General features: G+C 54.2%; 15 protein-coding genes and 2 pseudogenes. 9 read left to right on the top strand and 8 right to left on the bottom strand.

The features are described from left to right. From JUJ53_RS09660 to tyrS, 5 genes and pseudogenes are all read right to left on the bottom strand, one after another. A pseudogene (locus JUJ53_RS09660) lies at positions 1-184 on the bottom strand (photosystem II q(b) protein); the annotation flags it as partial. A 339-nt stretch (positions 185-523) separates the two neighbouring features. Next, the gene (locus tag JUJ53_RS09655; protein WP_204151785.1) at positions 524-865 is read right to left on the bottom strand and encodes a histidine triad nucleotide-binding protein; all 342 of its coding nucleotides are present in this window, start codon (positions 863-865) and stop codon (positions 524-526) included. A 230-nt stretch (positions 866-1,095) separates the two neighbouring features. Continuing rightward, positions 1,096-1,698, bottom strand: a complete 603-nt coding sequence (locus JUJ53_RS09650; protein WP_204151784.1) for a hypothetical protein — start codon at positions 1,696-1,698, stop codon at positions 1,096-1,098. A 60-nt stretch (positions 1,699-1,758) separates the two neighbouring features. After that, positions 1,759-2,475 carry an orotidine-5'-phosphate decarboxylase gene (pyrF, locus tag JUJ53_RS09645; protein ID WP_204151783.1) on the bottom strand — a complete coding sequence of 239 codons (717 nt, stop codon included), beginning with the start codon at positions 2,473-2,475 and terminating at the stop codon, positions 1,759-1,761. Between the two features lie 10 nt (positions 2,476-2,485). After that, positions 2,486-3,715, bottom strand: coding sequence for a tyrosine--tRNA ligase (gene tyrS, locus JUJ53_RS09640; RefSeq protein WP_204151782.1), 1,230 nt, complete (start codon positions 3,713-3,715; stop codon positions 2,486-2,488). Positions 3,716-4,215: 500 nt separating this feature from the next. Between tyrS and JUJ53_RS09635 the strand changes: the two genes are divergently transcribed. The 6 genes and pseudogenes from JUJ53_RS09635 to JUJ53_RS09615 all read left to right on the top strand — a co-directional run bounded on the left by JUJ53_RS09635 (position 4,216) and on the right by JUJ53_RS09615 (position 10,998). After that, a complete protein-coding gene (locus JUJ53_RS09635; RefSeq protein WP_204151781.1) occupies positions 4,216-6,018 on the top strand; it encodes a penicillin-binding protein 1A in 1,803 nt (600 codons plus the stop codon). An 80-nt stretch (positions 6,019-6,098) separates the two neighbouring features. Beyond that, complete coding sequence (locus JUJ53_RS09630) at positions 6,099-7,223, top strand: mechanosensitive ion channel family protein (RefSeq protein WP_204151780.1); 1,125 nt, start codon at positions 6,099-6,101, stop codon at positions 7,221-7,223. Between the two features lie 3 nt (positions 7,224-7,226). Beyond that, positions 7,227-8,996: an N-acetylmuramoyl-L-alanine amidase gene (locus JUJ53_RS09625; RefSeq protein WP_204151779.1), complete on the top strand. Its 1,770-nt coding sequence runs from the start codon at positions 7,227-7,229 to the stop codon at positions 8,994-8,996. Positions 8,997-9,004: 8 nt separating this feature from the next. Further along, positions 9,005-9,604: a rhomboid family intramembrane serine protease gene (locus tag JUJ53_RS09620; protein ID WP_204151778.1), complete on the top strand. Its 600-nt coding sequence runs from the start codon at positions 9,005-9,007 to the stop codon at positions 9,602-9,604. Positions 9,605-9,675: 71 nt separating this feature from the next. Next, positions 9,676-9,771: pseudogene (locus JUJ53_RS25460) on the top strand (type 1 glutamine amidotransferase domain-containing protein); the annotation flags it as partial. A 183-nt stretch (positions 9,772-9,954) separates the two neighbouring features. Then, on the top strand, positions 9,955-10,998 hold the full coding sequence (locus JUJ53_RS09615; protein WP_204151777.1) for a hypothetical protein: 1,044 nt from the start codon (positions 9,955-9,957) through the stop codon (positions 10,996-10,998). A 328-nt stretch (positions 10,999-11,326) separates the two neighbouring features. Here the strand turns inward: JUJ53_RS09615 and JUJ53_RS09610 are convergent, their stop codons facing one another. Both JUJ53_RS09610 and JUJ53_RS09605 read right to left on the bottom strand, forming a co-directional pair. Continuing rightward, entirely contained in the window at positions 11,327-12,022 is a 696-nt protein-coding gene (locus tag JUJ53_RS09610; RefSeq protein ID WP_204151776.1) for a hypothetical protein, read from the bottom strand. A gap of 201 nt (positions 12,023-12,223) precedes the next feature. Further along, positions 12,224-12,661 carry a peroxiredoxin gene (locus JUJ53_RS09605; protein ID WP_204151775.1) on the bottom strand — a complete coding sequence of 146 codons (438 nt, stop codon included), beginning with the start codon at positions 12,659-12,661 and terminating at the stop codon, positions 12,224-12,226. Positions 12,662-12,916: 255 nt separating this feature from the next. Here JUJ53_RS09605 and map point away from each other — a divergent pair, with 255 nt between their 5' ends. After that, positions 12,917-13,741 carry a type I methionyl aminopeptidase gene (gene map, locus JUJ53_RS09600; protein WP_204151774.1) on the top strand — a complete coding sequence of 275 codons (825 nt, stop codon included), beginning with the start codon at positions 12,917-12,919 and terminating at the stop codon, positions 13,739-13,741. Between the two features lie 219 nt (positions 13,742-13,960). Here the strand turns inward: map and purN are convergent, their stop codons facing one another. Then, entirely contained in the window at positions 13,961-14,578 is a 618-nt protein-coding gene (gene purN / locus JUJ53_RS09595) for a phosphoribosylglycinamide formyltransferase (protein WP_204151802.1), read from the bottom strand. 209 nt (positions 14,579-14,787) lie between these two features. Between purN and purL the strand changes: the two genes are divergently transcribed. After that, positions 14,788-17,127, top strand: coding sequence for a phosphoribosylformylglycinamidine synthase subunit PurL (gene purL / locus JUJ53_RS09590; RefSeq protein WP_204151773.1), 2,340 nt, complete (start codon positions 14,788-14,790; stop codon positions 17,125-17,127). Positions 17,128-17,394: 267 nt separating this feature from the next. Next, a complete protein-coding gene (gene purF / locus JUJ53_RS09585) occupies positions 17,395-18,900 on the top strand; it encodes an amidophosphoribosyltransferase (RefSeq protein ID WP_239124920.1) in 1,506 nt (501 codons plus the stop codon). Positions 18,901-18,911 lie beyond the last annotated feature (11 nt).

The raw sequence follows: 18,911 nt of genomic DNA, 5'->3' as shown, positions 1-18,911 counted from the left end.
CGTCGATGTCAACGGGAGGGGCTGCCACGAAGGCAATGATGAAACAGATGGTGGCGGTGAGCAGGGTGGGGATCATCAGAACGCCGAACCAGCCTACATAGAGGCGGTTTTCGGTGCTGGTGACCCAGTTACAAAACTGCTCCCACAGATTGGCGCTTTCGCGCTGCTGTAGAGTTGTGGTCATATTTATCAGTGCTTAGATGTATCTAAAGTGTTACGCACGTTTAAGTGCATGAGTTAAGATTACGACAATTATTGAGTTTTGTAAAGGGTTGACTTCATAATTCTTGGTTGATGGTTTAAGTTTCTTGGCAGTTTGTTGAGTTTTTCTTCAGAATAGCAGGACGACTCAGGACAACAGAGCGCTTGCTCCACAAGGCTTTTGAGTTCAGACATGAAAAAACCGCTGAACCTAGGTTTCATCAGGCTGGCGGCAGGGGGTAGTTTGTTTCGTTTTTGTTACAAAATGCCTAGGAGGTCGGATAGCGACTTTCTAGGTGTGAGTAGGGTTGTGCCTGACGCATCAGCCGGGGGGCCAGGTCATCGACCGTCCGCCCAAAATGTGGAGGTGGAGATGATCAACAGTTTGTCCGCCATCAGATCCTGTATTGATCACCACCCGGTAGCCGTTGGTTAATCCCTCTTGTTCTGCCACCCGCTTGACGGTTAGCAGCAGGTGTCCCATGAGGGCATGGTCTTGGGATTCCGCATCGGCCAGCTTCGGGATAGGTTTCTTAGGGATCACCAGAATATGGACAGGGGCTTGGGGGGCAATGTCTCGGAATGCTAGTACCAGATTGTCTTCGTAGACGATATCGGCAGGGATCTCGCGGTTAATAATTTTGCTGAACAGGGTTTCACTCATAGGTCGTGAGATTGAAAGGTTAGGTCAGGCTGGGGATCTGGACGTTTTGCGCCTTGTCTTCATCCGGGTGAAGGACAAGAAGACTTGACCAGACCAGAACTGTTGTTATTGTATGGGCTACGGCCTGTTCATAGAAGGACGCATGGGCAGAGCCTGGCGATCAGCCAACGTCTCATCTTTGCGACCGATCCCACCGAGATTCTCATAGTTCTGATTGGCAAGACAGGCGATTAGGGCGGATCGCTCTCATCTAGGGGCGCAATATTCTCGGTGCGGCAATCATTGAGCCATTGGCGAGTAGCCTCAGCCAGAACGCCGTAGCTGGTGTCGCGGGGCGGCGTGATCGGCTGCCCATCAGGATAGTTTGCCAATCGGGAGAACATCATGACGAAGCGCCAACCGCTAGGCGTTTCGGTGAGAAATACCCAGTGATAATGCTCCAAGAGACGGGCTTCCGTAGCGGTGTATTGGCGTTCGAGGGTGACAAAAAAGACTTGGGGCGGCGCTGCTCCCGTGGTGGGATTGTACTGTCCGGGGCCGAGGGTGAGGGGAGCAAAGTCGGGTTTTTCTGCCAGCAGCACGTAGGACTGTTGGCGATCGCTCTCCAATAAACTAGCGGCCCGTTGGCTGGTGCGGTTGGCATAGCTAGGCAGGTCGCGCAGCAGCAGGGTGGTCAAGGTGTCGAGGTCGGCGGGGCAGGCCATGTCGGGCCGGATAAACGTATCGGTTGGTTCATCCGGCATAGGGTTAGCGATCGCGGGTGATCTCGCTGGCCATCCCGTGAGGGCGATCGCCAGGCAAGCGATGAGGGTAGTATGCAGGTAACGTCCCATGGGTAACCTCGGATAAACCTTGGACTAGAGCGAGTCGTTCATGCCGATCGTCAGCCATCGTCAACCTAGATCGTCACAAATGCGCTGAAACGCTGCAACGGGATCCTCCGCAGCGGTAATCGGTCGGCCAATCACCAGGTAATCGGCTCCAGCCTGCACCGTGGCTTCGGGAGTAAACACCCGCCGCTGGTCGCCAGCGATCGCCCACGTGGGGCGGACACCAGGGCATACCAGTAGAACCTCTTGACCGAGCGATCGCCGCAGGGGTTCCACTTCTTGGGGCGAACAAACGATGCCGGAAATGCCCGCTGCTTGGGCTAGCAGGGTGAGTTGCAGAACATAGTCCGGCAATTCTAGAGGCACCTTCAGTTCAAACGCTAGGGTGCGGGAGTCGATGCTGGTTAACACCGTTACCGCCAAAAGCTGGGGTGCGGGGTATCCAGCGGCGATCGCTCCCTCCTGGGCAGCCTGCACCGCTTGTTCTAGGGCAACTTTACCAGCCGGCGCATGGACGGTCATCAGATCGACACCGTAGCGACCAGCGGCCCGACAGGCTCCGGCCATGGTGTTGGGAATATCGTGAAACTTCAGGTCTAGAAAGATGCGCTTTTGGCGAGCCTTGAGTTCCGCCAGAATGGCAGGGCCACAGCTCACGAATAGCTCCAGACCGACCTTCCAAAAGGTGACATCCGGCAAGCGATCCAGCCAAGCGATCGCCTCCTGTTCGGTGGATACATCCAAGGCAACAATCACACGCTCTTGGGGCGATAGGGTCATGGTCATTCTCCTAGGGCACCAGCCGCATAAACCGCTTTTTGCCCACCTGCAGCACCTTGCCCACCAGCTCCTCGGCGGAAAAGTCTAGATCGACATCTTGAATGCGATCGCCATCGAGACGCACCGCACCGCCCTGCATTTGCCGCCGACCATCGCCGCTGCTTTTGCACAGGCCCGTGACCCCAAGAATGTAGAACAGCTTCGCGGGAAACTGCACATCCGCCAAGGAAAATTCCGGCACCGCTTCCGCTTGGGCAGCCTGCCCTTGCACCAGGGTCAGAGCGGCTTTCTGGGCATCGAGGGCCGCTGCTTCGCCGTGGTATTGCTGCACCACATCCAGCGCCAGCAATTTTTGGCGATCGCGAGGATTCTCCGGCAGTTGATCCAGCGGCAGATGGGTAAGCAATTCAAAATAGTTGGCAATCAGCGCGTCCGGTGTTTTTTCCAGCTTGGAATACATGGACAGGGCGTCCTCCTGCAAACCCACATAGTTATTGAGAGATTTGGACATTTTTTGCACGCCATCGGTGCCCAGCAAAATGGGCAGCAGCAGGCCAAACTGAGGTCTCATGCCAAAATGGCGCTGCAGATCTCGTCCCACAGCAATATTGAACTTTTGGTCAGTGCCGCCTAGCTCCACATCAGCCTGCACCGCCACGGAATCGTAGCCCTGCATCAGCGGGTAGAGAAATTCATGGAGATAAATGGGACTAGCGTTTTTGTAACGTTCAGCAAAGCCTTCCTTGGCCAGCATTTGCCCCACAGTCATGGTGGTCAGCAGGTTGAGGATCTTGGAGAGATCCAGCCCTGCCAGCCATTCAGAGTTGTAGCGAATTTCTAGACGACCAGGGGTTTCAAAATCAAGAATGGGGCGCACCTGATCGAGATAGGTGGCAGCATGTTGGGCCACATCCGCCTCGGTGAGCTGCTTGCGCACGTCAGATTTTCCGGATGGGTCGCCAATGCGGGCGGTAAAGTCTCCAATGATCAACACAGCGGTGTGTCCAGCATCCTGAAAAGCCCGCAGTTTGCGCACGGGAATGCTGTGCCCTAGATGGATATCGGCTCCGGTGGGATCAATACCTAGCTTGACTCGCAGGGGGCGATCGCTCTCCCGCAGACGTTGTACCAAGGACTCATCCGGATTCTTCGACGCCGGTTGGTCTGGAAAAATTTCGCTGGTGCCGCGATATAGCCACGGCAGGGACTCTGTTTCGTTGGGTGATTGCTCGGTCGTCATACTTCTTGTCCTGGTGCAAAATCCATGCAGATGGCGGGGGGAGCCCCGTGGAGTGGCTAGGCGATGGAGTATCGTGCGAATTCTTTGGGAGAATGCCCTAACTGCTCAGCCAAGTTACTATAATTGCAAAACTCCGACCATCACACCAATTTTTCTCCGCCATCGTCTTATTCTGCAACTCACCTGTCTTGTATCCGACTGCGCGGGCTACCATGAGAAGCAAGTGATACCCCTTCGATCAAGGAACGTCACATCTCTGTCTGCGAACTCCATCTCCTCCTCCGGCTGATGGACTGCAGCAACCGTGCTCTGAGTCCTTCTGCGCTCCGAGCTTCCGCCCCCGTCCACCTCTTGTGTCGTTAACGGCTAGAACTCCTGTGGCTTCAAACACTGTCCGAAAGGCTGCCAGACGTAAACGCTCCAGTTCAGCGCTTCTTGCTACGGCTGATTTCATTGGATCAGTCTTGAAAGTGACAACGGGTACCCTCTTGGGGATCACCATGCTCACGAGTTCTGTGGTAGCAGGCGGGCTGGTGGGGCTGGCTGTGAGCTTTCGGAACTTGCCCGATGTGCGGGTGCTGCGCAACTATATTCCCGCAGAAACCACCTATATCTACGACATCAACGGCACCCTGCTCTACAGTCTCCACGATGAGGCCAACCGGGATGTCGTCACCCTCAATGACATTTCACCCGATCTGAAACGGGCCGTGCTAGCCATTGAAGACAGCCACTTTTTTCAGCACCATGGCATTAACCCCACCAGTGTGGCCCGGGCATTTTTGAGCAACCTAGAAGAGGGGCGCACCGTGGAAGGGGCTTCAACCCTAACCATGCAGTTGGTGAAAAACCTCTTCCTCACCCCAGAACGCACCATGAGCCGTAAGCTGGCGGAAGCAGTGCTGGCCATGCGACTGGAGCAAATTTTTGAGAAAGACCAGGTATTTGAGATGTATCTCAACCAGGTCTATTGGGGGCATAACTCCTACGGGGCAGAAACCGCAGCCCGCAGCTATTTCAACAAATCTGCCTCTGAACTCACCCTGGCGGAAGCGGCGATGATGGCAGGGCTGATCCAAGCGCCCGAGGACTATAGTCCGTTTGTGGATTATCAGTTGGCCAAGGAACGGCAGTCCGTGGTGTTGATGCGGATGCGCCAACTGGGCTGGATTACCCCGGCAGAGGAAGCTGCAGCCCGTAGCCAGCCTATTGTCCTCGGGCAGGTAACCTCCTTCCAGCGCAGTCTATCGCCCTATGTCACAGAGGCGGTAGTACAAGAATTAAGCGATCGCTTTGGCTCAGACGAACTGCTGCGGGGCGGCATGCGCATCCAGACCACGGTGGATCTAGAGTTTCAGGCGATGGCGGAGCAGGTCGTCCGCGACAACCACCGCCGCCTCCAGGCCCAAGGTCTCTACCCCGATCAAATTGCTCTGGCTGCCGTTGATCCCCGCACCCATTATGTGAAAGCGATCGTGGGCGGAGTAGATTATGGAGAAAGTCAGTATAATCGCGCTACCCAGGCTCTGCGGCAGCCTGGATCTGCCTTCAAGCCGATCGTTTACTACGCTGCTCTAGCGTCCGGTAAGTACAGCCCAGATTCCACGATTAACGACAGCCCGGTCAGCTATCCCGACGGTAACGAACTGTATAGCCCCCAGAATTATGATGGCAGCTTTGGCGGCACCATGAGCCTGCGGCAGGCATTATCGATGTCTCGCAATGTGCCCGCCGTGAAACTAGGGCAAGAGGTGGGCATTAATCGCATTATTGAAGTGTCTCGAATTTTGGGGATTTCGAGTCCCATTGAGCCCGTGACCTCGCTGCCTTTGGGTTCCGTCGATTTGACGCCCTTAGAAATGGCCTCTGCCTATGCCACGTTTGCTAGCAATGGCTGGCAGTCGGAGACCACCTTAATTGTGCAGGTCACCGATAGTGCCGGCAATGTGCTGCTAGACAACACACCGCGCCCGCAGTTGGTGCTCGATCCTTGGGCAGCAGCGTCTTTGAATAGCATGTTGCGCAGCGTGATTGATAGCGGCACAGGCACCTCTGCCCGCCTCGATCGCCCCGCCGCCGGTAAGACCGGAACCACCTCATCAGAACGGGATATTTGGTTTGTGGGCTATGTGCCCCAGCTTTCCGTGGCCGTCTGGATGGGCAATGATGACTATCGACCGCTGTGGGGAGGAGCAACGGGGGGCAGTTTTGTGGCTCCCATTTGGCGAGACTTCATGCTGAGGGCGCTGCAGGGTGAGCCTGTGGAAAATTTCCGCCCTGCGACGGATTTTGTGCGTCCCTAAGACCTTTAGGATGGTTCACGGACGCAAGCGGGACAAGCCTGTCACCGCTGCGTGCAGTATAATCCCAGCAAGACGACGGTATGTTGCAAGATATTTTAGATACGACGGTGTTGAATAATACCGTCACCGATTACTTGGTTGCTATAGGAACTGGGGTGCTGGGGGCGATCGCCATCAAGCTTCTTCAAGTGGTGGTGGTGGGACGGCTGAAAGAGTTTGCCCGCCGCACCAGTACACCGCTCGATAATGACCTCATTCAGCTCTTCGAGCGATTTCTCATCCCGATCGCCTTCCTAGGCGTCTCCTACTTAGCCATTAATGTTCTAGAGCTGCATCCCATTCTGGCGCAGATCGTGAATATCATCTGGGTAGTACTGGGTACCCTCTGCGCAGTCCAGCTCCTAGGAGCCCTCGTGGAATACGGCATTCGACTCTACGCCGTGACTCGCCGCCCTAGCAGCCCCGCCTTTGAAGCCAGCTTACATGCCCTCGTGCCAGCTATTCGTATTGCCCTCTGGGGTATAGGCGTGGTGTTTTTGCTGGATAATTTTGGGTTTGATATTGCAGCGATCGTTGCTGGTTTAGGAATTGGGGGCATTGCCGTTGCCCTAGCCGCCCAGGGTGTCCTGCAAGATTTGTTTAGCTACTTTTCGATTCTGCTGGATGTGCCCTTCGAACTGGGGGACTTTATTATCGTGGGCGACAGCGTGGGCACGGTGGAGCATATTGGCATTAAAACCACCCGCATGCGCAGCATCGACGGTGAACAGTTGGTGATTGCTAATACTGACCTGACGGCATCCCGGATTCGCAACTTTAAGCGGATGACCACCCGCCGCATTGTGTTTCGCATTGGCGTCACCTATGAAACCGGGTTGGAGCATCTAAAGGAAATTCCAGGCATTATTCAGGCCATTATTGACCAGGTTGAACAGGTCGCCTTCGATCGCGCCCACTTTGCCTCCTACGGTGACTTCAGCCTCAACTTTGAGGTGGTGTATAACGTGACAACTGGGGACTATGCTACCTATATGGATGCTCAGCAGGCGATTAACCTAGAGATCAAGCAGGCCTTTGAGAAACGGGGTATTGAATTTGCCTACCCCACCCAAGTGACCTACCTCAGCGGAGCAAACGCCTCGGGCTTGAGTGAAACCACTGATAGCATCGAGAGTTCTGGAATCGAGAGTTCTGGAGACGAATAGTCTATGCACATCCCCACCCTTGCTACATTCAGTGTCGCCGCTAGTTTAGTGGGTATGGCTCTGACGCCATCAGCTTGGGCCCTATCCGTGGTCTATCCCCCGGAAAACCACGAGACAACCGCCGATCGCCTCTTTTTTATTGGCACGGCCGACCCCGATCAACCGGTGACCCTAAACGGCGAGGTAGTGGAACGGAGCCCCGCTGGCCATTTTGCGCCGTCCATTCCCCTAGAGCTAGGCGTCAACACGGTGACCCTGCAGCAGGGCGATCGCTCCCTCACCTTTTCCATTCATCGTCTCTCGGCGGTGCCAACCCTAGGGGCGGGTGAGCTGGTGATGCCCGGTTCCCTCACCCCGACAGCGGATCTGGCCCTACAGCCGGGGGAACTCCTGTGTTTTGAAGCGATCGCTGCTCGTACCAGCAGGGTGTCGGTAGACTGGGCAGGGCAGTCCATTGCCCTCCAGCCCCTGAGCGATGGGGTGACCCTACCCTCCAATTTCGCAGTGCTGACCGGCGACACCCAACCCCTGCCCCACCAAGAAGCGATCGCCCATCGGGGCTGTACAACCATGCCAGCTCCCGGTGCCCTAGGTGCGCCCACCTATGAGATTGTTCAGGGAGATGAGATACATACGGAGGCAGCAGCGGGGCAGATTACTAGCCTAGCGCCAACCTCGTTTAACATCGCGGAGGTCATCGTTGATTCTGGCACCGCCCGCACTGGCCCCAGCACCAATTATTCTCGCCTAACCCCGTTGCCGCGCGGCAGCCAATCGGTAGTGACCGGACGGCAGGGAGACTGGGCGCGATTGGAGTATGGCGCTTGGATTCGGGACAGCGACGTGGTCATTCGTCCTAGTGCTGGGCCGGTGCGATCGCAGATTCGTGGTCTCCAGTCGCGATCGCTCGACGGCTGGACGGAGGTCATTTTTCCGTTGGAGGTACCCGTGCCGGTCACGGTACAGCAGAGCGATCGCACCTTGACCCTCACCCTACACCACACCACCGCTCAAACCGATACGATTTATCTCGACGATGATCCGGTGGTGGAACGGCTTGATTGGTATCAAACCCAGCCCGGTCAGGTGGACTATACCTTCACCCTCAAATCTGATCAATCCTGGGGCTATAAGCTAGAGTATCAGGGCAGCAGCCTTGTCTTATCTCTGCGCCATCCTCCCGATCGTAGCCAAGCAACCAGCGATCGCCCCCTAGCTGGCATATCGATCTTACTTGACCCTGGCCACGGCAGCGACGAGGATTTAGGAGCAAGGGGGCCGACCGGCTATCCTGAGAAAGATGTGGCGCTGATCATATCTCAACTGGTACGAGATGAGTTAGAAGCAAGGGGCGCAACGGTGCTCATGACTCGGGAAGGGGATGATGATCTGTTCCCTCAGGATCGCGTCGATCAAATTCTTGCCCAAGAGCCAGCGATCGCCCTCAGCTTACACTACAACGCCTTACCTGATGCGGGAGATGCGCTGAATACGGCGGGCATCGGCACCTTCTGGTATCACGCCCAAGCCCACGACCTATCGGTGTTCCTCCACGATTATCTGGCAGAAGCCCTCGATCGCCCCTCCTACGGTGTGTTCTGGAATAACTTAGCTCTCACCCGTCCTACCGTAACCCCATCGGTCTTACTCGAACTAGGGTTTATGATTAATCCCTATGAGTTTGAATGGATTATCGATCCAGCCGCCCAGCAAGAGCTAGCGATCGCCCTCGCCGATGCCCTAGTCATCTGGTTTCAACCAACAACCCCCTGAGGATTGCTATGATCGACACCCCCGCTAAACCATCCCGCCCCGAACAGCAGGTCTATAACGGCGTCTTTGTCCTGTTGGGCATCAACTTGGCGCTGTTTGTGTTGATTAACCTTCTGGGACTACCTCTCCAGTTTCTGTACCTAAACCACAGTAATCCCGCATGGTTCCAGTTCATTACGTCCATGTTCTGCCATGCCAACTGGGCACACCTGTCGGGCAATATGTTTTCCCTCTATGTCTTCGGCAAAATTGTTGAGGAAGAAGAGGGTGTTTTGGGAATCGTTGCCAGTTATTTGATCACAGGACTCGGTGCCAACCTACTGAGCTGGCTATTATTACCATCCAATGTAGTATCCCTAGGCGCATCAGGGGCAGTCTTTGGCTTATTCGCGATCAGTGTACTAGTCAAGATAAGCTGGAGCTGGCGCAGAATTATTGAGGTCTTAATTCTTGGACAGTTTGTCATCAGCCAGGTGGTGAGTCAGGTACAAAACCTCAATGCCCAAGATGGGGTGAATCGCATCGCCCACCTCGGTGGTGCGGCTGTCGGCGTGGCATTAATCGTCGGGTTATACCAAGTTACCAAGGGGCGATCGCCTAAATCTTAATCCTTGCAGGTCATCTACAGGTTAAGACAGGCCCTGCACAACCCAACAGTATCTAGTTCAATACATCTAAGCTAGTGAGCGATCGCTTGGTGACAGGGCAAAATCCAGCTTCTGCTCAAGGGGTCGGTGAAGAAATGGTGGCCCTGTTGCAGAAAATGTCTGGTTAGCCAAATTTGGCGGTGCTGCATGACGATATGAAATCGAAATGGGCGCAAGATGCTCACACTACCTTGATTTGAATGAAGTAGCAAGTGTGGGCATCTCACTCCCGGTTCGTTAGTAGACATTCCTATCGTGATTCAGCATACTTTTCACACATCAAACCTAATTGCTATACCAGGAGGTTATTGATGGATACCAACGTTGACACAGCCAGTAACATTCACGTTCACTTGCCAAGTGGCGAAGTTTCTCCTCTGACAACGGTTATAGAAACCTCTCCACATACGTTAGATTTTAACTTGATCTACTTTCACAACATTATTAACTCATTTATTGCGTTGAATACAGATTATAGATCGTATCATTTTCTGATCACTCGCAGAGTCGATCAACTTCCAGACGTCTGTTCGAGCACATTAAAAAAGATGATTGTTTTTTCGTTGGGAGATGAATGGTGCCGAGTACCTAGTTATGCACCAAGCGTGTTAGCTGTATTCAAGTGCTATGGTTCAAACCTAAATCTTTCTTTTCATAAAACAGACCTCTATCTTAACTCAGTCATACTGTTCCAGCACCTTAGAATTGCCTGCAACAATGTAATGAGGCGGCGTGTTTCAAAACGCAATGTCTACCCAATTCCCCTGGGCTACTATCGGCAACTCGATCTACCTGTTAAAGCCATGTCCGAGAGAACATGCGATGTTTTCTTTGCTGGAAGTATTAAAAATTCATCCAAAGCAACGTTACTTGCTAAGCTCAAAGGACTCGTTAGAAGCCCTAAAACTATATCGCGGCTTTCAATGATCTCGTGTATTTCTCAATGGGATAACCCTGAGAATTATACTATTGATGTTTCTCAAACTGCTCGTTTCCCCCACGCGGATGAATCTTCGGAGCTTCTAGATTATTCCGAAAAGCTAATGAATGCTAAGATATGTCTTGCCCCGCGTGGAACATCGTTAGAAACGTTTCGGTACTTTGAATCACTTCGTTACGGATGTGTCTTAATTTCCGAACCTGTTCCTAATCATTGGTTCTATGAAGATTCTCCAGCAATTTATCTCGCCAACTGGAATGATTTGCCAGCGGTGATTGAGGACTTGTTATCCGATGAAAAGCGCTTGCTCGATCTTCATCATAAAGCTCTGGATTGGTGGCAAAATTATTGCAGCCCCAAAGCTGTAGCTTTAAGCATGGAAAAATTTTTACTTCAAATTTCAAAGACTTCTTGATCTGTGTCAGCATAGCACCATCCAGGCACTCTTGCTATTTGACACACTCTATTTTTTGGGAAGAGGTTGAGTACACCGCTTGGTAGCAGAACAAAATCCAGCGGTTGCTCAAGGGGGCATCATTCCATGAGTTCATAGACTGGGATGGTGTATTGGGTTGTCCAGCAAAATCTCAATGGTACGTCAGTAGGGAGCGATCGCCCAAAACTTAGCTATACGTGATCAGTTGAACAGTTCCTCTACTCTACAACTGCCTTTTATCGAACATATAAAACATGAAGTTTTAGAAGATCATGCTCTTCAAGGTTTCCAAAAATCCTTACACATCTTACTCAGACTCAGAAACTAAAGAAACACCCACAACTCCTGCTTGTGCTGGAATACTAGGCTCTTCCATGCCTGCCGTGGTGATAACTAGCCTACGACCGCTAGGATCCGAGAACTCAAAACTGCAGAATCCTTCTCCGGTTCCAGAACAAGTCACAATTTCCCAATAACCTAAATCCCAAAATCTTTTGCTATTTCCATACTGGAGACGTATTTCTTCTTGGTAGTAAGTGTGTCTGTGACTAGAAGGTATCCATCCTTCTTCTAGAAGAATCGCCCGAGCCTCATGGTAAGATAAACCGTAGATTGCAGGAATATTAGCTTCACCGCGTGATCTAGCATCTGATTCCTGCCGGATAGTAAGTTGATTGCCTTCTCCTTGAACTATAGTATTACCCGTTCCCTGCACAACGCTTTGGCTACCACTGCCCTGAACATTGACTGACTGGTCATTCAACGTATTATCTGTTCCCTGAATCCTTGAAGAATCATTGTCTTGAAATTCTTCTGACAACTGAGGCACACCTGTACTTCTTCCTTCTACGGCTGTGGTCACTTCATTCGCATTTCGATCACCTTGAAAGAAATGAATCCACCAAGGAGATGTCCCACCAGCTATAAGAGTTACCAGTATTGGCACTACCAATAGCTTAACTAATGAATCACCGTTTGCTTGATTATCCTTGTTGTCGCTCATGTTCTTAAGAAATAATGTCTGACTATACTGCCAGAACCAATTTAGCAAACTGACAAGCCATGTGGGTGAAGTGAGTCTGACATCATGTCTTGGTACAATAATTTAATAAATAGTGTTCCTGTTAAACAAGAAGGGGCGATCGCTACTTAGCCAATCGCCCCCACATCTGTCTTATCAGTTGTTGTTCAGATAGACTGAGATCTATAGACCCAAATCAGCCAAAATATCTGTGGCGTGGGTATCGGTCTTAACGCTGGTGTAAACCTTGGTGATCATGCCATCTGTGCCGATCACATAGGTGACCCGCTTAGCATAGCCGCCGCCGTCTACATCATAGGCCTTGGTGATAGTACCCTCGGTATCAGCAAGGAGTGGGAAGGGAAGGTCAAACTTACTGGTAAAGGCTTGGTGGGAGGCTTCATTATCCGTGCTCACACCAAATACAGCAATATTCTTACCTTGATAAGCCGTATAGTTATCGCGGAAGCTACAGGCTTCCTTGGTGCAGCCAGGGGTATCATCCTTAGGATAGAAGTAGAGCACCACATGCTTACCGGCATAGTCTGCCAGGGTAATCGTGTTGCCGTGGGTGTCTTTCACGGTGAAATCTGGAGCTTTGACGCCTTCTTGTAATGCCATAAAACGACTCAATAAACGACGTAGGTTTCAACTTGTATTTGTAACAGATTGTAACGTGTATTGGTCGGCTCGTGAGGGCGGATGCCTGGTCTTGTGCTCATCCTGTGCGACTGGGGCAGCGGTGCGATACCTTAGGAGAAGCGCATTCTGGGAAGAGTCCTGCTCCTGCGAGTTGGGGGCAGATGGCGTCTGACAAAACCCTTTCCCCAGCTTGCTGCTTGTCTTAATTGTGCTGAACCTATCCTGCGATCGCCCATGAATTTTCTCACCGACCTTTTGCCCAAGCCCGATCCTACCCCACGTGTTCGTAAGCAGCGGGGTGCCATCATCAAGTCATCCAGTGAAATCGCCATCATGCGCCAATCAGCAACCATTGTTGCCACGGTGCTCAAGGAAATTTCGGAACGGGTGCAGCCGGGAATGACCACGGCGGATTTGGATGCCTATGCAGAGGCACGGATTCGGGAGATGGGCGCAACGCCAAGTTTTAAGGGATACTACGGCTTTCCCGCATCGATCTGTGCCTGCATCAACGATGAAGTGGTGCATGGTATTCCCAGCCGCAAGCAGGTGATTCGGGCAGGGGATGTGCTGAAGGTAGATACGGGCGCTTATTTCCAGGGTTTCCATGGCGATTCCTGTATTACCATCGGTGTGCAGCAGGTGTCGCCGGCGGCCGCCAAGCTGATTCGGGTGGCGGAAGAAACGCTCTACAAGGGCATTGAGCAGGTGAAGCCGGGCAACTCCTTGCTGGATATTGCTGGCGCAATTCAGGATCATGCTGAAGCTGAGGGCTTCAAGGTGGTGGAAAACTTCACGGGGCATGGAGTAGGGCGCAATCTCCACGAGGAACCGTCGGTGTTTAACGTGCGCACCCATGATTTGCCCAATGTGAAATTAAAAGCCGGGATGACCCTGGCGATCGAGCCGATTTTGAATGCTGGCTCGAAGTTTACCCGCACCCTCGCCGATCGCTGGACAGTGGTGACGGTGGATCGCAGCCTATCGGCCCAGTTTGAACATACGGTGCTGGTCACCGAGAACGGCTACGAGATCCTCACCGATCGCACTCGGGTTTAACCAGATCCCTGATGGACTGCCCCCTCGTTTCCCCTCATCCCCCAGCCCCTTCTCCCACAAGGGGAGAAGGGGAGCAAGGAAGGTTTTCAAAGCCCCTCGTCCGCCCTGGGAGAGGGGTTTGGGGTGAGGGTCTTCGAGGGGTGTCCGTCAACCAGACTAGATCCTCTAGGCCACGGATTCAAACGGTAGGGACTCAACGAGGACAAGAAGAAGCGTGGCTTAGATTTTGTGACCATGCTGCAAATTTTGCCAGGCCGTCAGAGCGATCGCTGCTGGATAGAGTCGATGTTCCTGCACCTGCACGCGAGGGTGAAGAGTGTCGGCGCTGTCGCCAGGAAGGATCGGCACGGCGGCCTGCATAATGATTGGGCCGCTGTCTACTTTTAACTCCACCCGATGCACCGTACAGCCAGCGATCGCCACTCCAGCAGCTAGGGCCTGTTCCACGGCATGGGTGCCGGGAAAGCTCGGCAACAGACTGGGGTGAATGTTCAGGCAGCGCTGGGGGAAGGCGTCAATCAACACTTGGGTGACGCGACGCATCCAGCCCGCCATAATCAGCCAGGTGGCGTCGTAGTCTTGAAAGGTTTGAATAATGGCGCGATCTAGGTCTTCCCGCTGGGCATAGTCGCGATGGTTGTGCAGAACGGCGGGAATGCCAAATTTGGCGGCGCGGTCGGCGGCCTTGGCTCCGGGATTGTTGTACACCACCACTTGAATGTGGGCGTTGAGGTGCTGGTCGGCAATGGCTTGGGCGATCGCTTCAAAATTACTGCCGCTGCCGGAGGCGAGGATGCCCAGCTTAATGGGGGGATGCTGACGTAGCCCATCGAGCATCTCGGTGGTCAGGGCTGGGGAGAGGAGGCTGGCCTGGGCGAGGCTGTCGGATTGGATCGCGTCGTTGAACATGGGACGGGTGCAGGAGTCATCGAAATTGCAGCTTAGATTACCACGCTGGGCGGTCAAGATTGGAACATCCGAAGAATCTCTAACGACACTGCCGAATGCTTATAAAATGGGAGACTGTTGCGATCGCCAAATCTCCTATGTCAGTGTCCTCCGCTCCGTTTTCCCCTGAAGAAATTGCCGCCGAAGGCATCACCCCCACTGAGTATGACGACATTGTCAGCCGCCTGGGTCGGCATCCCAATAAGGCTGAACTGGGCATGTTTGGCGTCATGTGGTCGGAACACTGCTGCTACAAAAATTCGCGGCCGCTGCTGTCCCAGTTTCCCACCACGGGCGATCGCATTTTGGTGGGCCCGGGCGAAAATGCTGGGGTGGTTGACCTCGGAGATGGCCTGCATCTGGCGTTTAAGATCGAGTCCCATAACCATCCCTCGGCAGTGGAACCGTTCCAGGGAGCAGCCACCGGTGTGGGCGGCATTTTGCGGGATATTTTCACCATGGGCGCTCGTCCGCTGGCGATTTTGAACTCCCTGCGCTTTGGTGATCTCAAGGATGCCCGCACCCAGCGGTTGATGCATGGCGTGGTGGCGGGTATTGCCCACTACGGCAACTGTGTCGGGGTGCCCACGGTGGGCGGGGAAGTCTGCTTTGACCCTGCCTATGCCGGCAATCCCTTGGTGAATGCCATGGCCCTGGGCTTGATGGAAACGGTGGAGATTGTCAAATCGGGAGCCATCGGTGTGGGCAATCCGGTGCTGTATGTGGGATCCACGACGGGACGGGATGGCATGGGCGGTGCCAGCTTTGCCAGTGCCGAACTGAGTGATGAATCGGAGCGCGATCGCCCAGCGGTGCAGGTAGGCGATCCATTTCTGGAAAAATCCCTGATTGAAGCTTGTTTAGAAGCGTTCAAAACCGGTGCGGTGGTGGCAGCTCAGGATATGGGAGCAGCGGGGCTCACCTGTTCCACGGCGGAAATGGCCGCCAAGGGCGGTGTGGGCATTGAGCTAGATTTGGATCTGATTCCGGTGCGCGAAACCGGCATGGTGCCCTACGAATATCTGCTGTCGGAATCCCAGGAACGCATGTTGTTTGTGGCAGCGAAGGGGCGAGAGCAGGAACTCATCGATATTTTCCATCGCTGGGAACTGCAGGCGGTGGTGGCGGGCTCGGTGATTGCGGAGCCGATCGTGCGCATTCTCTTCCAGGGTGGTGTGGCGGCGGAAATTCCCGCTACGGCGCTGTCGGACAATACCCCCATTTATCATCGGGAACTGCTGGCGACGCCGCCAGACTACGCCCGCACGGCCTGGGCATGGCAAGAGTCTACCCTGCCTGCCTGCACCGTCCAGGGTTTGCAGACCGACTCCCCATCCTCTTGGACATCGGTGCTGCTCACCCTGCTCGATGCACCGACGATCGCCTCCAAGAACTGGGTCTACCGACAGTATGACCACCAAGTGCAAAACAATACGGTGCTGATGCCCGGCGGGGCGGATGCGGCAGTGGTGCGTCTGCGTCCGCAAGGGGCAGAGCGATCGCCCTCCACCTACACCAAAGGCGTGGCAGCGACGGTGGACTGCAATGCCCGCTATGTGTATCTCCATCCCTACGAAGGCGCAAAGGCGGCGGTGGCCGAGGCGGCCCGCAATTTGAGCTGTGTGGGAGCTGAGCCCCTAGCAGTCACCGATAACCTGAACTTTGGCAGTCCCGAAAAGCCCATTGGCTACTGGCAACTGGCTGAGGCCTGTCGCGGTTTAGCTGAAGCCTGTCGCGTCTTTTCTACGCCGGTCACCGGCGGCAACGTCTCCCTCTACAACGAAACCTTAGATTCGCAAGGGCAACCCCAAGCCATCTATCCCACCCCGGTGGTCGGCATGGTGGGGCTGGTGGAGGATTTGAGTCGCATCTGCGGTCAGGGTTGGCGGCAGGGGGGCGATCGCATTTATCTGCTCGGTCTTGGCGTGGGTGCCGCTGCAGATAGCCTCACCCTAGGTGGCTCTGAGTATCTGGCCGTGGTGCATCAAACCGTGGCCGGCTGCCCGCCAGTGGTGGACATGGAGCTCGAAAAACGGGTACAGCAAGCCTGTCGCACAGGAATTCACCAAGGTTGGGTAAGCTCCGCCCATGACTGTGCGGAAGGTGGGTTGGCGATCGCCCTTGCTGAGGCTTGCATCAGCGGGCAGCGGGGCGCAGAGATCCAGCTCCCGGTGGGTGATGAGCCAGAGCAACGCTGGGATCACATCCTGTTTGCCGAGGGAGGTGCTCGCATTCTAGTCTCGGTGACCAGCGATCAGGTGCTGGCATGGGAAGCCTACCTACAGGAACAGCTTGCCGGCCACTGGCAGGTTTTGGGCAAGGTGACTGAGCAGCAGCAGTTGGCGATCGCTACGGAGCAAGGAACCACGGTGATTGCAGCAGATCTCGCGACGATGGATGACTGTTGGTCAACCGCGATCGCCCGCCGCCTCCAGTAAATGGCGCATTGCTAGGGCGAGAAATCCGTAGGTTGTCCGATGTATTCCCTCGGGGAATTGCGGTAACTTTACTGTTATCGTGAAGGAGATGTCGTTAAGGTTTCGTTAACTCTTGTCAGGCTCACCCACCTAATCAACAGCCTAGGACTAGACGCCCTTTGAGGGGCAACGCTTAGTGATTTGGTGTCGTTGAGTTCGATCTAGGTTAGCCAGCAACCTGCTTCGACCCCTAAACCCTTGAGCAAAAAGAGCACCCAACCTCTCATGATGCCTAACTCTGCTGACTGTTTCTCCTCTGATCTCCATTGGGATGACGACTTGCCATTGGATAAACCCGAAGAAGCCTGTGGTGTGTTTGGCATCTATGCACCGGGAGAAGATGTGGCCAAGCTAACCTATTTTGGGCTCTACGCATTACAACATCGAGGGCAAGAGTCGGCAGGCATTGCCACCTTTGATGGTTCCCAGGTCTATAGCCACAAAGACATGGGTCTCGTATCCCAGGTCTTCAACGAAGGCATTTTGAACAAGCTGCCGGGACATTTAGCCGTAGGGCACACCCGCTACTCCACAACAGGGTCGAGCCGCATTTCCAATGCACAGCCAGCCCTCGTGGAAACGCGCCTAGGCACCCTCGCCCTCGCCCACAACGGCAACTTGGTGAATACCGGTGACCTGCGAGACGAACTCACCGATTCGGAGTTTGACATCCTCACCACCACCGACTCGGAGCTGATTGCCCTAGCGATCGCCCAAGAAGTGAACCAAGGCAAGACTTGGCTAGAGGGCAGCATCAGTGCCTTTGGCCGTTGCCAGGGTGCCTTTAGTTTGACGATCGCCACCCCGGATGGCGTCATGGGCGTGCGGGATCTCAACGGCATTCGTCCGTTGGTGATTGGGCTCTTGCCTAGCGATGACGTGGATAAACCCCGTCGGTATGTGCTGGCCTCGGAAACCTGCGGGCTCGATATTATTGGCGCAGAATACATCCGCGATGTAGAGCCAGGGGAAGTGGTGTGGCTGAATGAAGAAGGAATGGCGTCCTTCCATTGGGCACCCCAATCCTCACGCAAGCTCTGCGTATTCGAGATGATTTACTTTGCCCGCCCCGATAGCATCATGCATGATGAGTCGCTCTATAGCTACCGGATGCGTCTGGGTAAGCGCTTAGCCCTAGAATCGCCAGCGGATGTTGATATTGTGATTGGCGTGCCAGATTCGGGTATCCCGGCAGCGATCGGCTTCTCGCAGCAGTCGGAGATTCCCTATGCAGAAGGGCTGATCAAAAACCGTTACGTGGGTCGCACGTTCATTCAGCCAACTCAGTCGATGCGAGAGTCCGGCATTCGCATGAAGCTCAACCCCCTGCGGGATGTGTTAGAAGGCAAGCGGGTGCTGATGGTCGATGATTCCATCGTGCGAGGCACCACCAGCCGCAAGATCGTCAAAGCACTGCGGGATGCAGGCGCGACGGAAGTCCATATGCGCATTTCCTCGCCGCCGGTGACCCATCCTTGTTTCTACGGCATTGACACCGATAGCCAAAACCAACTGATTGCTGCCACCCACTCCGTTGCAGCCATCAAGGAGCAGATTGGCGTAGACTCTCTTGCCTATCTCAGTTGGGAAGGAATGTTAGAGGAAACAAGGGAAGATACCACCAGCTTCTGTTCAGCTTGCTTCACAGGAAACTATCCCACTCCCTTATCTGAACCAATCAAGCGCACCAAGCTGCTGCTTGAACCTGTTCCGCCAACCCCAGCGTCGGTCTAGAACGGAGACGA

The sequence above is a fragment of the Leptolyngbya sp. CCY15150 genome (genome assembly GCF_016888135.1).
In the GTDB taxonomy this organism is placed as follows: Bacteria; Cyanobacteriota; Cyanobacteriia; order RECH01; family RECH01; genus RECH01.
Note: the sequence above shows the minus strand (reverse complement) of the source record. Positions and strands in the feature narration are given on the sequence as shown.